Origin of the sequence: Nocardia nepalensis (assembly GCF_048910785.1) — a bacterium.
Lineage (GTDB): Bacteria > Actinomycetota > Actinomycetes > Mycobacteriales > Mycobacteriaceae > Nocardia > Nocardia nepalensis.
Genome location: NZ_JBKBET010000013.1, coordinates 1 through 15,545, shown reverse-complemented (window position 1 = coordinate 15,545; position 15,545 = coordinate 1). Strand labels below are relative to the sequence as shown.

The 15,545-nt window shown below is 64.2% G+C and carries 12 protein-coding genes; 2 read left to right on the top strand and 10 right to left on the bottom strand.

Going from position 1 to position 15,545, the window contains the following annotated elements:
- Nucleotides 1–15 precede the first annotated feature (15 nt).
- The 8 genes from ACHQ4I_RS09265 to ACHQ4I_RS09230 all read right to left on the bottom strand — a co-directional run bounded on the left by ACHQ4I_RS09265 (nucleotide 16) and on the right by ACHQ4I_RS09230 (nucleotide 6,219).
- The gene (locus ACHQ4I_RS09265) at nucleotides 16–141 is read right to left on the bottom strand and encodes a hypothetical protein (protein WP_420771271.1); all 126 of its coding nucleotides are present in this window, start codon (nucleotides 139–141) and stop codon (nucleotides 16–18) included.
- A 97-nt stretch (nucleotides 142–238) separates the two neighbouring features.
- Nucleotides 239–1,129, bottom strand: a complete 891-nt coding sequence (locus tag ACHQ4I_RS09260) for a protein kinase domain-containing protein (protein WP_420771270.1) — start codon at nucleotides 1,127–1,129, stop codon at nucleotides 239–241.
- Nucleotides 1,129–1,758, bottom strand: coding sequence for a nucleoside/nucleotide kinase family protein (locus ACHQ4I_RS09255; protein ID WP_420771269.1), 630 nt, complete (start codon nucleotides 1,756–1,758; stop codon nucleotides 1,129–1,131). Before ACHQ4I_RS09255 ends, ACHQ4I_RS09260 begins: the two co-directional genes overlap by 1 nt.
- 20 nt (nucleotides 1,759–1,778) lie before the next feature.
- Nucleotides 1,779–2,516, bottom strand: a complete 738-nt coding sequence (locus ACHQ4I_RS09250; protein WP_420771268.1) for a hypothetical protein — start codon at nucleotides 2,514–2,516, stop codon at nucleotides 1,779–1,781.
- Nucleotides 2,485–3,132: a hypothetical protein gene (locus ACHQ4I_RS09245; RefSeq protein WP_420771267.1), complete on the bottom strand. Its 648-nt coding sequence runs from the start codon at nucleotides 3,130–3,132 to the stop codon at nucleotides 2,485–2,487. The genes ACHQ4I_RS09250 and ACHQ4I_RS09245 overlap by 32 nt, the downstream gene beginning before the upstream one ends.
- Nucleotides 3,129–4,988 carry a radical SAM protein gene (locus ACHQ4I_RS09240; RefSeq protein WP_420771266.1) on the bottom strand — a complete coding sequence of 620 codons (1,860 nt, stop codon included), beginning with the start codon at nucleotides 4,986–4,988 and terminating at the stop codon, nucleotides 3,129–3,131. Before ACHQ4I_RS09240 ends, ACHQ4I_RS09245 begins: the two co-directional genes overlap by 4 nt.
- Before the next feature lie 40 nt (nucleotides 4,989–5,028).
- Nucleotides 5,029–5,463 (bottom strand): NUDIX hydrolase, encoded by a 435-nt coding sequence (locus tag ACHQ4I_RS09235; RefSeq protein WP_420771265.1) that lies wholly within the window; start codon nucleotides 5,461–5,463, stop codon nucleotides 5,029–5,031.
- A gap of 132 nt (nucleotides 5,464–5,595) precedes the next feature.
- A complete protein-coding gene (locus tag ACHQ4I_RS09230; protein WP_420771264.1) occupies nucleotides 5,596–6,219 on the bottom strand; it encodes a hypothetical protein in 624 nt (207 codons plus the stop codon).
- A gap of 384 nt (nucleotides 6,220–6,603) precedes the next feature.
- On the opposite strand from ACHQ4I_RS09230, the gene ACHQ4I_RS09225 reads away from it, so the two are divergent.
- Both ACHQ4I_RS09225 and ACHQ4I_RS09220 read left to right on the top strand, forming a co-directional pair.
- Nucleotides 6,604–9,753, top strand: a complete 3,150-nt coding sequence (locus ACHQ4I_RS09225; protein WP_420771263.1) for an orotidine 5'-phosphate decarboxylase / HUMPS family protein — start codon at nucleotides 6,604–6,606, stop codon at nucleotides 9,751–9,753.
- Nucleotides 9,750–10,235 carry a GNAT family N-acetyltransferase gene (locus ACHQ4I_RS09220; protein WP_420771262.1) on the top strand — a complete coding sequence of 162 codons (486 nt, stop codon included), beginning with the start codon at nucleotides 9,750–9,752 and terminating at the stop codon, nucleotides 10,233–10,235. Before ACHQ4I_RS09225 ends, ACHQ4I_RS09220 begins: the two co-directional genes overlap by 4 nt.
- Before the next feature lie 732 nt (nucleotides 10,236–10,967).
- Here the strand turns inward: ACHQ4I_RS09220 and ACHQ4I_RS09215 are convergent.
- Both ACHQ4I_RS09215 and ACHQ4I_RS09210 read right to left on the bottom strand, forming a co-directional pair.
- Nucleotides 10,968–14,144 carry an AAA family ATPase gene (locus tag ACHQ4I_RS09215; protein WP_420771261.1) on the bottom strand — a complete coding sequence of 1,059 codons (3,177 nt, stop codon included), beginning with the start codon at nucleotides 14,142–14,144 and terminating at the stop codon, nucleotides 10,968–10,970.
- Entirely contained in the window at nucleotides 14,141–15,451 is a 1,311-nt protein-coding gene (locus ACHQ4I_RS09210) for a metallophosphoesterase family protein (protein ID WP_420771305.1), read from the bottom strand. Before ACHQ4I_RS09210 ends, ACHQ4I_RS09215 begins: the two co-directional genes overlap by 4 nt.
- Nucleotides 15,452–15,545 lie beyond the last annotated feature (94 nt).

Below are 15,545 nucleotides of genomic sequence, written 5' to 3'. Positions count from 1 at the left end.
TCTCTGCGGCGTCGTTTACCGCTCGGCGACGGTCCAGCCGTCGGAGATGATGCTGGAGGTGTGAGCGGTGGTGCGGATCCGAGAGTCGTCCGCACGCAGTTCCTCGACCGCCTGCAGGAAGTCGGTCATCTCATCGGTCATGTTGGCCATTGTTGTGAAATCCATTCTGTTGCAATCTAATACGTTGTCAGCGTTGTCTCTGGTGTTGTCTGATTGGCGTTCTCCTGTCCTGGATCGGTCACGGCGTTTTCGCCGTGGTGGCGCGGATGGCGGCCCGCTGCAGCGCATTTCGGAATTCCGTCATGCTTGGCCGGTCTGCCGGGGTGTGTGAGAGTGCGGATGGGAGCGCAGTGGTCAAGGGGTCGGGGATGCTCGCGAAGGATGGGGGTACCGCGAGTCGGGGGATGTCGCCGAGTAGCACTCGATGGGTGAGTACCGCCAGGCTGAATACGTCGGCGGCCGGTCCGGCCGTCTGGTAGTCGGTGAGGTATTCGGGTGGCCAGTGGACTTCGGGGCCGCGGTAGCGGGGACCGTGTGGGGTGTGGAGGCGGCGGGCGGCGCCGAGGTCGGTGATGAGGCCGCGTCCGTGGTCGATCAGGATGTTCTCTTGGTAGACGTCGCGGTGTACGACTCCGCGGCTGTGGAGTTCAGCGAGTCCTTCGGCGATGTCGGCCAGGATGGATAGTTGCCCGGCGAGTGCCGATGGTTCGGTTCCGGTGGCGGCCATAAGGGTGGCGAAGTTGCCGTCGGGATAGTGCGGCATGGTGTACCAGTCGAAGTCCTCACAGTGGCCTTCGGCGAGCAGCGGGACCATGTGGGCTGCTCCGGTGCATTCGCGGGCGAGGTCGCGTTCGTGGCGGAAGTCGCTGCGAGCCATGGTTCGTTCGGCGGGGCTCATCTGCTGGTACCAGTAGAAGCCGTAAGCGGCGGGCCGATCGTGTTCGGGCATCGCGGCGAGCACGTGGTTGCTGCCGAATCCGGCCTTCACCACGACCGGTTCCTCTCCGTCGCGGTGCGCGAGGACCAGGGTGCTCGAGCGGGTGAAGGCGAGGAGGTCTTGTATGTGCCAGTCGTGGCGGCGAAGTTGGTCCAGGACCCATCGCGCCGGATGCAGAGGGTGCAGTTCCATTACAACGCTCCCGGGATGGGCGGGTGCAGGTGGTCGAGGATCTCGTCGGCAACGCGGTCGGTGTCGCGGGGAGTGAGCAGTCGTCTGCGCCAGAGCGGGCGGTTGACCGTGTGCTGCCAGGCATTTGCGGCCTGCTTGTAGAGGCGGTGCTGTTCGAGGGCAACGTCTGGGGCATCGCAGGGGCGGGCAGCGGTAGGTCTGGTGGCGAGTCTGCGGCGGCGGATCTCGGGTGGGGTGGTCAACACGACGGTGAGATCCGGTTGGACACCGGATGCTGCCGTTAGGGTGCTGAGGTAGTGCTCGACGGGGCGAGTGTGGGTGGCGGCGAGCAGACATGCCGAGGAGAGGATGAGTCGGTCGGTGACGACATGCTGTGCTCGGGCGGCGGGGCCGATATTGTGCCGGGCGTGCAGGACCAGATCGTCGAGAACTGCTGTGGTGGCGGTGTTTTCATCGATAAGGGCGTGACCGGCGCGTAGCGCGACCAAGGTTCGTGTGGCTGGCAGTGACAGCCACGAGAACTGGCCGAGGTGGGTGATTGCGATGCCGCGGTCGGCCGCGCGGGTGAGTATTCGATCACGGAGCGTGGATTTGCCTGTGCCGGCGGCACCTTCGAGGGCGATCAGCATGGTTTCTCCGAAGCGAGATGTCAGTTGGCATCGGCGAATAGCCAGCTGATGAATTTGCGGGCGCGGCCGGTGATTACCGGGGTCGTGCCGTGGGTGAGCTGTGATCCGTACATCAGGGCGGTGCCGGGTTCGGGATCGACGCTCCAGCGGGTGCGTGCCATTTCCCGGAACCAGGGCGAGGAGTTGTCCGCGCCGTCGTGGGCGAACATCATCCCCGGCGCGTATCCGGGGCAGGCCGAGGGCAGGGCGAGGTTCCACAACCGGGGATCGGAGGTGGTCTCGACGTAGAAGTGCCCGCCATCGCATCGCGCACCGATGCTGACGCCGATGCCCGCGATCTGGCGGGGCCAACGCCGGGGGTCGGGGGCGATTCCGTCCAGGTGCGGTGTGATGTGTTGTCCGGCACTGTATTCCACGTATGTCCACGGTCGGCACGAGGTCACCGACGGCAGGATTCGTGCCAGGGTTGGTTCGGCTCGTTCGAAGGCGTTTTGCAGGATCTTCTCGGCCGCTGCGGGGATGTCGGGGATCTCGAGTCGTCCGGCGGGCTCGTAGACCGACATCGCCTCCTGGGTGCTGTGGCCGGGGATTTCGTGGATCGACATGGTCCGGTTGTGTTCGAGTTCAGCGCGGTCGGCGCTGGCCAGGTAGTCGTCCATGATGGCGATGAGCTGGCGGTCGTCGGCGGTGGTGAGAAATTCTTCGATGCTGCCGATGGCCAGAGTTTCACCGAGTCCGATCAACGATGCCTCGTTCATGTCCCCTCCAGGTGTGTACGACTCGGGTGATGTCGCCGAGGTCGGCGCAATGGTTGAGCCAGCTGGTCACCGGCTCATGCCCGATCGGCCGATGCCAGAGCGTCATTAGTTCGCAGACCAGGGGAAACCGGTCTCTCGGTGGATCATCGCCGCAGCGGATATCCGGATGTTCGAGGCCGCAGGCGCCGCCGAACTCCTCGTCGAAGACCATAGCGAGCTGGGCGCCGATCCTCGCGCACCATCGGGCGCGTTGCTGCGGGGGCGGTGCGAGATCGGCGTAGGTGGTGGTCTCGACCTCGAGCCAGGCGTCGGCGAGCGCCGCGGCGCTGTGCTGGATCAGGCAGTGCGCGCAGCAGGAGATCAGTTCGGGCCGACACATGCGTACCCCTAGCGAGGTGGCGATATCAATCGGCACCGCCCACGCGGTATCAGCCAGGTCTGGCGACAAGGGCGTGTTTTGTTCTGCCCTGTCGAGGTGGTGGTGACAGCAGGGCTGGACCGGCGTTGGGGGCGCTGCCCGCGGTTTGTTGGCTAGGGCGGGTTCGATGAATGCGATGTGGAAGTAGGCGATCCGGCCGAGGAGTTGGTGCACGGTGATCATCTCATCGACGTTCATGCCGCGCCGCCATCGGCGTGAGGCGCTGTGCTGCAACCACATTCGATAAGAGCGTCCAGTGACGTGGAGGTAAGCGCATCCACCATCACGGAGGTCGCGGTATCGAGGTCGGCGAAGTAGGTAGTCCAGTCGTAGCCCTCGGTGCGTTCGAACCGCACATCCAGCACCGGGAACCGGGCGTCGGTCGTGGTGCACGACAGGTCGGCGCGGCCGATGACGACCTGAATCGATTCCGGCGCACGGGATTCGATCGAGCCGACGGCGCGGCACAGCGCGGTGGCGACGGTGGCGTATTCGTCGGCGGTCCGGGGAAGGATCCCGACGCGACGTTCGGCCGGGGTGAGCGCCAGTCCGGTGTAGGGATGGCCCTGGCAGCTGTCGTAGGTCACCAACCCCCACCCGGTGGTGATCGCCTCGACCAGCGGCCATACGCCGGGTTCGATAGCCTCACGCCACAGCGGATGCAGCGGATCCAGATCATCGGCCTCGTGCGTGCCCGGGGCGCCGACGGTGTTGACGTTGCCGTGCGTGCTGACCTCCAACCGTACGGGCTGGTGGGGAGCCTGCGGGTCAAGCCAGCGGGCGAGGAACCCGGCGACATCTGCCATTGCGTTGATCTGTCGAGGACGCGCATGCACCCGTCGGCAGAATACGGCCGAAGGAGTGGCGGGGGTGGCGATCAGGGCCGCGACACCGTCGATCAGCCGCATCCGATATCGGCAGTAGTCCTCGTCACTGCCGACGGCGGCGACAGCACGCAGCCGCGTAGCCAAACAGCCGCCGCCACAGCTGTTTCGGTAGCGACAGGTAGCGCATTTGCCGGTCAGGGACCGGCCCTTCACCAACAGCGGAAGTTGCCGCTGCGCCGCGGCGACCTCCCGTGCTGCCGAGAACTCGGGTAGCTGGCCTAATTGTGCGTCGGGCCAGGGCAATTCGTCGCAGCTGCCGAACCTGCCGTCGGGATAGAGGGTGAACACATGGTCGCACTTGAGGTTGGAGAAGTGGCAGAACCCGGTGTCAGCGCCTCGCAGCCGCCGAATCGCCGAGACGACCGGCTCCAGTTTCACTCTGCGGTGCGCGCCGCCGTGCACCCACCGCACCGCGGCGGCGAGAACGAAATCGGTGTACTCGTCGGGGGTGATCGCCCATGCCGGTCCTGCATCGGATATGTTGGCGCGCTGCGAAATCCGACTGGGTGAGGTCCGGTAGCCCGCGGTGGCGGTCTGTTTCGTGATCAATGAATCGAAGCAAGGGACGAAACTGATCGCGTCCACTGCGGGGAAGCTCGTCAGATGATCCAGAACGGCCGCCGCCCGGCCGAGTACGGCAGGGGTCACCGCGGTGATGATGCCGACCTTTCGGCCGCGGGCACCGCATCGGTCCAGTGCGGCGACGATGGCGGGGTAGATTTCCTCGCCGTCGTAGCCGACGCGCCAGATGTTTCCGCGGCGGTCGCCGTCGAGGGAGATCCCGATCCGCAGTTCGGGATACACCTTGTCGAACAGGTCCAACCACGAATCATCGAGGCGGATTCCGTTGGTTTGCAACGTCGCGCGTTGCACCAGCGGCTGTTCGGCCAAGGCCGCGAGCACCTCACGCAGGTAGGGCTGCCCGGCGGTCAGGGGTTCCCCGCCGTGCAGCTCCACCACCAACCGACGTCCGCCGAACAGCTGCGGCAACCGCGCGATGTCCTCAACACTGATACGGGCGCCGCCTGGGGATTCTTTGCGTTTCTCGTAGCAGTAGAGACAGTCGATGTCGCAGGTCTCTCCGCGCAGCTTGAGGATGACCGACACCGCTGTCTCGGTTCCGGTTTGCGTCATCGTCAAGTACGCGCTGTCGTTGTCCCCGTTCACAGGGCTCACTCCCAACCAGAATCGGTGGCTTGTGGTCTGCTCAGTCGACGAGGCGGCCGAGCAGAGCGCCCTGTCCCGATTGCAGGACGTGGGCGGCTTCGAGCGGAATCCAGAAGCATTCGAACCGTGTCGGCTCTGACTCGCCGTCGTGGTCTTCCTGGCTTGCCCACCGGTCCGTCGCGTCCTGGCACAACTCCAGCTCAAAGAAGTGCCGGTGCTGGATCTCGAACCGATAGGGGCTGATGTCGTACTCGGCTTCTCCGAGCTTGCGTACGACCTTGAACTCCGACAGCCCGGTCTCCTCCCGCGCTTCGCGCAGCGCCGCATCCTCGGGCGTTTCCCCGGCGCGAATGCTGCCGGCGGGCACCTGGATCCCGACTTCCTCCCACGAGTAGTCGGTGTGCCGGAACACCAGCAGCCTCCCGTCGCGAACGACGTAAACCAGTACCTTCTCCTTGACGACCTTCTCGGGCATCAGGGGCAATCCTTCCTACGAATCATGGAATCAAGGTGGCGTGCAATGAGCGAGCGGCCAGACCGAGCCCAGCTCTGCGACGGCACGTACGGCCGTCTCCAGCCAGGCAGTCTAGTAGCGGACCCCATATGTTCACCCTGGCGCCACGCCGCCGGTTCTATCGTGAAATAGCCTGTGTTCCAAGTGTTTTCGCGATTGTGCAACTAATGGATCGGTGTCTTGCGGTCTACTGCCTGCCTCGGCGCGAGTGATCAGAGCGTCCAGCAGATCCGCGAGGCTGTCGGGCACTGTGGGTGCAGCACTGGCATGGAAGCGACGACACTCGCTGATCAGCGCGGACAACTCCGGATGCTCAGCCCAGTACGACGCTTCATCACCGCTGGTAGCCGCTCGATCGAGAATCGCGGTCAGTGTCACCGAGTTCTCGGCGGCTGTAATCACGTTGGTCATCGGCCCGGCCGAGCCCAGCATGGTCATCAGGCATGCGATATCGTGGGCAGAGCATCCGGTTGCCAGTTCGTCGAGGTCGGCGCCATCGGCTGGCGGATGGATCTCACCGGCTCGGTGCAGCAGGGCAGCGGCGATCCACTCCGGCTCCGCCCCGGGGGCGTGATCACCGATCGTATTGGCCACAGCGACCGCATGCGCCAGGGCGGTAGTGCCGGTCACCTGGTTGTAGTGGCCCGCATACCTGGTGCGCGCCATTCGCAGCGCCGCAACGACAAGCGGGTGCTGATGCATCGGCAGCATAGGCATTGCGTTCGGGCACCTTTCGGGCATGCGAGCGGTCTGAGGAGTGCAGCGCTGGCAGCGTCTTCTGGCTGCGGGGAGGGTGTCGAACCGCCCGAACGTCCGCCGCGAAAGAACGGGCCAGCGACGATCACCGCCGCCTGTGGCGGACGAGCCATCGCGTACACCACGAGCGGAACTCCCTTCGATCCAGGTTGCGCCCCAACGCTATTCACACCATCCAGGGGGTCTGCGCTCTTCACGGACTGGACGTGCCAGCTGTTCGGAGCGAATACATTCACGCTGTCATGGGCGAAGCGCCGCGAACAGGGGCCGTCGTCCTAGTTGTGCCCTAGTTCTGTGGTCGAACGGCTACCGTAGGTGCGCGAGGACGACGGATACGGATGGGGGATGATTCGGCGTATGGGTTCGGTGGTGGCGCGGTGGACCGGGCGGGAGGCACGTGCCCTGCGCGAGGCCAAACGAATGAGCGTCCGGGAGTTCGCAGCCCATCTCGGAATCAACGACGCCGCCGTATCGAACTGGGAGCGTCGGGGCGCCGACGCAAGGCTGCGGAACGAGACCCAGCAGATCCTCGACATGGACCTCACCCGGTCCGGACCCGAAGTAGGCGATCGGTTCGAACTCATCCTGCGAACCGAGACGCCCGACAAGCCGACGACGCCTGCGGAAGCACAGGCGCAGGGGCCATCAGCGCGAGCGTATCTCGGTGATCGCTCCAGGCAGCGGACAACAGTGCTTCTCGATGCCGTCGGATCGGACCTCACACAAGCGAGCTACCGGCCGGATCGAGCCGCCGTCGAGCGATTCGAACAGTTCCTCGATTCCCCGGCCAGGGCCTTCGTACTAGCCGGACGCGCCGGGAGCGGGAAAACCCGATTCACCCAGCACGTGGCACACACAATGTCGACCAAAGCCGATTTCCAATTCCACACCTGCTCAACGTGGAACCCGACCAGCACCGACCTCGCCACCGAGATACTCCGATACGCCTCTTTAAGCAGCGGAGACGACGCCCTGCTCAGTCTGGAACAGGCATCTGGCTCGCTCGACCATCCATGTGTCGTCGTCATCGACGGAGTCGACTCCGACAATCAACTCGTCGTTGTCGGCCGCCAGGTCGACAGCATTCTGCGACAGGCGAATTCGAAGAATCTGCGCTTCGTCATCGTCGCCCGCACCCCGCCGGAACTCGATCTTTCGGCCTACCCGGTCCTAGCAGCAGCAACCTTCGGCCCCCCGGGTACCGCAAGCGCGGCCTCATACGCACTGACTGCGTGGACCCCGGCCGAGGCCCGGCAGGTGTGGGAACAGCAGCGCCACGACGATCATGTGCCGTTCACGGTCCTGCCGGAGTCGGTGCAATCGCTCGCGAGAATCCCCCTGTACATGCAAATGCTGTGTAGTGCAGAAGATTCCGCAGAGGCAGGCGCCGAGGTCAACGGGGCGTTTCATCTGGTCGATCATTGCCTACGAACACTTCTCGCCCGCGGCGGACACCCTGTCGAGGTTGTCATCAACCATCTGACGCAGATCGCGTGTGAACTCATGCCCGACGTCATCCCCGAGTCGCTGACCGATGCGGTACTGGTCCCCAGCGACCCCTCCCCCATCGATCTCCGACGAGCTGCAGTGCCGGTCGTCGAGCAGGCGCCCGGCGGAGGAATTCGGTTCAGCCATGACGTATTCCGCGAGTATTTCCTGGCGACCCGGATCGTCGAGGAGATGACCGCGCGCGGCCGATCCGCGGCGACAGTCACCGCCTTCAACGAACTCGCCGTGCACGCCACCCGGTCCGCAGTGGTGCAAGGCGTATTCGATTTCGTCGTCTGCGCCCTGAGCACATCCGCGCCGAACCTCATTGACATGATCGCTCTGGCACCATCGACCGCTGCAGATGTCGCGCTGCCTATGTTGATCGAATCAGCAGCGGCACAAGGCATATCCGTCTCCGATGATGTTCTGCGCGCCTGCGCGCACCGCTGCAACCAGGCCCCGGCACGCCAGCTCGCCCGTGCCCTGTTTGCCACACCGAATCTTGCCGCAGGGCTTGCCGATCAGCACGCCCACTGGGTGATCAAGCAACTCCAGATCCATGGCGCGCAGATGTGGGAAGACATCGCCAGCCATATCGAACATATCCTCGATATTCGGATCAGCAGCCGCATACTCGACGGCATCGATCTCGACCATGTGGGGGAAGCCGCGTTTGTCGCCCGCCACTTCGATCTGTTCACCACAGCTGGCCACGACGGCGGAGACCTTCTCGAACAGCTTCTGACGCATCTGGATTGGCGGGTACGCGCCGCGCTCGCCGAAGCGCTACTTGGACACCGCACAATCGCCCGAGTGCACGTCGGCCGGATCGTCGACCGACTCGTTCGCGACGACGACTACAAAGTCCGAGCAGCCGTCGCCCATGTAGTCGGAACGGTCGACACCACCTCAGCGCTGACTTGCCTGCGAACTCTGCTCACCGATCGCAACTGGCACGTCCGCGAACGTGCCGTGCAGGGACTCCTGTCCGGAACACGAACGCCGCTACCGGATCCCACGCTCACCAGCACCGTTATCGCCACTGCTGCCAGCGAAACGGACTGGGCTACGCCGCCAGCGTCGGCAAACAAACTCCTGACACGAATCCGTCTACTGGGCACCGACAGCAGCCTCGAGCCGTCGGCAGCGGTGGACGACGCCCTCTTCGGGTTGCTCAGAGAAATGCAGACCGGCTGGATCACGCTTCCGCCTGACCTCGAACAATCCCTCATCGCTCAAGGCGAATCATCCACGCACTGGCTCACCACCCATGAGGCCCGCGCAACTCGACAACGGTACGCTCAGTCGGACATAGAAAGCGTCCGCGAACAGTACCGGCGCCGGCGCGGCCGCAGATCCCTCCAGGTCGCTCTCGACGTCCATTCGCTCGACCGTGCTGTCACGATCGCCCGAGCCGCTGTCGACGCCGGAACCGATTTCATCGAGGTCGGCGACCCTTTGATCAAACGCTCTGGCGTCGGGGCGATCGCCGCGATCAAACGCGCCGCACCCGATACGACGGTTGTGGCCGAAATGATGTCCGCCGACTGGGGCCGCGACCAAGTCGAACTCGCCGCCGAAGCCGGCGCCGACGTCGTGCTCCTCATCGGCCCAGCATCCACTGCCAGCGTCTCCGCCGCAGTGACCGCCGCACGCCGCCTCGGCGTCGCGCTCGTCCTCGACACACCACGCGCCCACGTCAACACCGCGTGGCTCCGCGACATGGAACGCACTGGAATCGACGGCTTCGCCGTCACCACCAACATCGACCTCGGCGTCGGCAGCGACCACCCGCTCGCGACCGCCCAAACGATCCGCAACTGCAGCCAGCTCCCCGTCGCGGTATCCGGCGGATTCAGCACCGCCGACGACGAACTCACCGACAGCCCCCACTGGGACATCGCCATCATCGGCCGCAGCATCGCCGACGCCGTCGCCCCCGCCGACCTTACATACCAGTTGACCAGCATCGTCCGAAAAATCCATGCACAGGAGCGCACATGATCATCACGCCTCTGCACGTCCAGCACATCAACGACATCCACCACCTCATGGAACTCGGCGAGCCCTACATCCGCGCCCGCGGCCTGTCCGACTACTGGCTCTACGCCGAACTGTTCTCCTCCACCTGCCCCGTCATGACCGACGAGGACAACACCATCACCGGCGCCGTGATCGCGTTCCGCAGCCAAGACAACCCGGCAGAGGTCTACATTCAGGACGTCATGATCCATCCCGAGCACCGGCAACGCGGCATCGCCCGAGCGCTCCTGAACAACATCCGCACCCAAGCCGAAAAATGGGACTGTCAGCGGATATACCTGACATCCGAGCCGGAAAACCACGCAGCACACGCCACATGGACCACCCTCGGATTCGTCAACGTACCCGGCGACCACCAGATCGACGGTGTCTCAGTCATCACCGACTACAAAGGGCCCGGACGCAGCCGGGCCGTCTACGAATTGCTCTTGAGCCATTCATGAGCTTCTCGCCGCGCTCGGACACTCGGCGCTGCGCTCGATGACCTGAGATTGTCTCGTGAAACACAAGGGAGCCTTACAACGCCTAGCTGAGCGTCAACGGCAACGAGTGGGCCTAACGCCAAGGCCGGGCCGACATCTTCCGAAGTCAGTGCCCTCGGCGGCGATTTGCATGGAAGCGGTGATCGCGTTCAACCAGACCGACGATATCCTCGCAGGCATCCCGACTCAACGACGTCGAAAAAACCATCGCCGAGGATGGCGTTCATGAGTTGCCAAGGGTCGGATCCGACGAAATCCACAGCGGGGTCGACACATTCGACGAGCTGAGCGTGCTCGTGCATGAGCAGGTTTTCGGCTCCAAGTGAATCCCGGGGACGACCCCTCCTCCTACCTGGCTATGCCGAGCCGCATGGGTAACCCTCCCCGCCCCGCGCGGCGAGCGTGAGTGAGGCCCTCGGATATACCAGCGCCGTCACACCCGGCTGTTCGCGAACGTCGACAACACCCCAACGGACCGAGGACGGCCAGTGGCTCGAAAACCATTGCGGCGCTGCATTATACGAGCAGGCCGGATCAAGGCTTGGTGCTGTCGACATTCGTGAACATCGAACCCGCCAGTTGGGTGTCTCCGTCGGTGTTCGTGAACATGTGCCGTCGCAGATGGCGGACAGAGCCACCTCGGCGACTTCAGATTAGAAACCCTCCAAGACCGTACGCCGCGGGATCAGCGCGCTACGTCAGCGACTGCAGGCCGCTGGCGAGGTCGGCGTTAATCAGCGCATCACGCTCATCAACGGTGAGCCACCGTGCCGTCGAGCTGCCGCCCGTCGGCCGCTCGACCCACAGCACCTCGTCGACGGCTTCCGCGACTGCGTGCAGGTGGCTGATCACCATGACCATCCGGTCCTCACCGGTCTGAGTCCGCAAGACTTCGAGAGCCGAATGCAATGCCTCGGTGTCCAGCGTCGCGAAGCCCTCGTCGAGGAACAGAGACCCGAGTCGGGGCCCGCTGAGCGAATGCAGTTCGGCCAGGGCGAGAGCCAACGCCAACGAGGCCAGGAACTTCTCACCTCCAGACAGTCGATTGGCGCTGTGCGCTACTTGACTGCCGCGACTGACGATGTCGCAGTTGGGGGCGAAGCCGAACTGCTCCTCGGTCAGTTTCCCGAGCAGCGAACTGGCGATTCCGAGGAGCGTCTTGGTGTTCAGAGTGGTTAGGTGGCCCAGGAACTTTGCGTCAACCAATTCCCTCTTGAGTACTTCGAGGGCTGCGTGGCGAGCCTGGCCGGCGGCGATCGCGAAGTCGAGGTCGGCTGCCTGCTGTACCTGCGCTGCGGCCTCGCCTTGTGCCGCACGCAACCGTTCGGCATCCTTGCGTGCATTCGCCATCGCGACGATGAGCGGGCGAACAGCCTGGGACACGGTCCAGTCGACCGTCGCCGCGACCTCGGGTATGTCGGGCAGCTTCTCCACCTCGACTTTGATACTGGCGACGGCGTTATTGGCTACTAGAGTGTGAGCAGCGCTCGCACCGGTCAGCTTCGAGTTGGCCGCAGCCGTCGCGTCGTTCAGTCTGGCGACGAACTCACGTGCGTCACCTATCCCGAGACCCTTTGGGGCATCCGGAATTAGGCAGTGGCCATCCTCGAGATAGTCAACCGCGCGACCTAACGCTCTTGCCCAGTTGCCAAGCGCATTGCGCAGGTCCGACAGCGGATTGTCCAGAAGCTGGTTGGCTTCCTGGTCCAGTCGGCGCTGCTGGTTGAGCACATGAGCAGCCTCTCGGCGTACCCGTTCGAGGGATTCGGCCAGACTCTCCATTTCAGCGTTCGAGGCGGCAACTGCGGCGGTTGCCTCGCGAACGGATTCAGCAGTGATGTCGATCACTTCGCTCGGCAGCATGTTGCGGAGACCGACGGGCAGGCCGTTGATCTCGGCTGCGGTCCGGGCGACCGCCGCGTTCTCACGGGCCTCCGCTTGTTGAACCTCGTCGACACGCGAAACATGGGCCTTCTGTCGGTCGACTAGCGCCTTGCGGTCGGCGTCGATGCCGATGGTGGCTTGTGACGCTCTGTCGCGCTGCAGGTTGACGTCGGCTGCGACAGCCGTCTCACACGTGGCGATCGCCTCGATAATTGGGTCTGTCGCAGTCTTGTCCGGTGCCGAGTCGCTGGGCAGAACGGCGAGTTGCAGAGCGGCAGTGAGCGTCGCCCAGGATTCTGCGTCGAAGTATCCACCGACTTTACCGGCTGCGGCGGCGAACTCTTTGAGCTGCGTGCACGACGCGTCGGCGGATCGTTGCGCTTCGAGCTCCGCGTCACGGTGCTTCTTCGCACTGATTGAGACTGTCCGTTCAGCGGATGCGACTGCGGCTTTGGCATCGGCGATGTCGTCGCTGATCTTCTCCCGCAGCGCCGTGGCCTTGCCGAGCGCGGTCTGGACCTTGCGGATCTCGTCCGAGGTCGCGGTCCCGCCCGCTTCGAAGGGATCCGGTACTTGCTGGTGGCAGACCGGGCAATCGTCTCCGGGATGGATGTCCGCGGCGATCAGTGCGGCCCGATTCTGCAGTTCCAGTGCACTTTTTCGCGCCTCCGCGAGGGTGACCGCGTCCTTGGCGGCCACGAGTTCCTGCGTGAGATCTGCGAACAGTTTGTTGGCCCTTGCCAGTTCGTCGTTGGCTTCCTGCCGCGCATTGGTTGTTTCGGCGACATGGAAGGCCGCCTCGAGCGCCTCGCGGACTTTCATTCGAAGTTCGTTGGCGCGGCTGCGGACGTCGTCACCGACTGCGGCGGCCGTGTCGGCGGCGTCGATGAGTGGCTGAGTCTTCTCGCTCCGCTCGTTCAATTCGGCTTCATCGGCAGCGATTTGGCTGGACTCCTCGGCCAGGGTCGTCGTGCGGTCGTCGAGGCTTCGCCGCTCCTGGCGATGGCCTTCAGCGCGCTCAACGAGGCGCGCCAAGATCCCTGCGGCGTTGCCCAACGAACTAAGGCCCTCACCTGCCTGTTCACGCAGTCGGATCTGCTCGACCACACTCTGCTCACGAGTGTCGATCTCGGCAGCGCTCTCGACGAGCGATGCCCGTTGTTGCCCTATTCTCTCGGCGATCGGTCCCAGCTTGTCCAGGGTGGGGATCGCCTCATGCACAATCCCTTCGGCGAGGTTGTCGGTGGCAGTCCGAGCCGCGATTGCTGCCGCATGAGCCGCCGAAACCGTCTCCTGCAGTGCGGATATCGTGCCGATGGTCGTGTCCAGTTGGTCTGCCAATGCTTCAGCGACCGAGGCCTTCGAGCCGTATTCCGCTGCGGTCTGTGCCGGATCCCGCCACATGCCCTTGCGTTTCTCCGTCGCTGTTGCGAGAAGCTTTGCGAGGTCCGTCGCCCTGTCCCGGGCGGTTTCCTGGACCTTCACCAGCGATTCCGCGCCGAACAGCTCACGGAGGTGCCTCTTGCGCTCGCTCGCCTTCGAGGTCAGAAGCTGGTCGAACTTTCCTTGTGGCAGCAGTCCCACTCGAAGGAACGTGTCGTAGCCCAGCTGCAGGATGCCTTCGATGCGCTTGGTCACCGCCGTAGCGCCATCGACTTCTTCGCCGGAATCGAGGTTCTTCAGGTGGTGTCGCCCGGCATTGGGATTGGTGGCATGAATTGTGCGGTGCACCCGCCAGCGGACGCCACCGTGGATGAAGGTGAGTTCCACGCTGCCGACGCTGGCCTTGTCGGCGATGAGAGGCTTCGTCTCTCGGCCGTCCCACGAACTCTTGTTGAACAGCGCGAAGGTGACCCCTTCGAGAATGCTGCTCTTCCCGGCTCCGGTGTCGCCGAGTACCGCGGTCAAGCCCTTGCCAGCGAAGTCGATGGTCGCGGATTCCGGGTAGCTGCGGAACCCTTTCATGGAGAGCGTGACCGGCTTCATCGCAGTGCCTCCGAATCTGTCGTGTGTCCGGTTGTCAGCACGCCAGCGCGGTCGATGTTCTCTGGGGCATGGCCGTCTATCGCGGCAGCCAGCAGGCTCATCTCGCAGCAGCGCGTGCCGTCGGCGGGGTCAGGGTCGGATTGAATGTCAGCGAGGGTGGCCATGACGTGGTCCAGCGCTCGCCCTGCCACGCGACCGTCTGCTAGGTACTCGCGCAGGATCTCTTCGACACTGGGGAGGTCGTCGGCAGTCGTGGTCCTGTCCATGATCTGCTTTTCGGCCCCTGGCCAGTATTCGTCGATCCCCACGATCGTCGCCTTGGGCAGCATCTCGGAGAGGGTTTCCGAGAGTCCGAGCACGGGGCTGTCAGTGTGGACGCTGACTTTCACCCACGCATCGCCGACTCGGCTCGCATCCGCCCTAATCTGATCCAACGTTCCGGCGAGCCTCACCAGGCGGCGGCCGGACTCCAGTGGCACGAGCTCGATTCGAGGTTCCCGTCCAGGCGCGATCTCAGCGAGAACCACGCTCTTGGTGTCCCTTATCTCACCGAAGTCCATCTGAAGCGGACTGCCCGCGTAGCGCGCGCTGAAGCCGACCCCGTCGATTCGTTGTGGCTTATGGATATGACCGAGCGCACCATAGTCGACCTCCGGCAGCCCCATTGCACTCGAAGCGAAGTCCGGCCCAATGGAGATCTTTCGCTCGGAATGCGACGGCGTGGCACCCTCAACGAACAGGTGTGCGGCGTACACCAGTACGTCCCGAGGACCACGGTCGTGAGCGAGGCAACGGTAGACGTCGGCCTGCACGGCCCGCATCCGTTCGGCGTAGGTCGCGGTCGCCGTCGCTGGGTCAGAGAAGTCGTAGGCGAACCGGTTAGGGTGCAGATACGGCAGCCCACCCACCCGAACCGTCAATTCTCCTTCCGCTGCTGGATACTCGGCGATCAGCAGGCCGTCGGGACGAGCGTCGGTCGCGAATCGCACCCTGGATTCCGTGCATGTACGGGCGCCCAGGTCGCTGATCATGAATTCCAGGAACGACAGGACGTGCCGGGTGTCGTGGTTGCCCGCGACGACTACCACGGGTGCGATGTCGCCAAGCCGTCGAAGTGCCAGCGCGGCACGGCGCATGTCGTCCAAACTGGGTCGATGACCGTCGAATAGGTCTCCGCTGTGAACGATCACGTCAGGAGCGAAATCAGCTGCGACACCTACGATCTCATTCAGTACGGCGTCGAACTCTGCGTCGCGTCGATGACGTCCGATTTGGCGCCCCAAATGCCAATCGGAGGTGTGGAACACGCGTGCTGTCACGGGGTTCTCCGAAGAAGGTAACGGGCGGGCATCCCATGCGCCGCCGCGGTCGAGTGGAGTCGAGCGACACCGAGACTACACC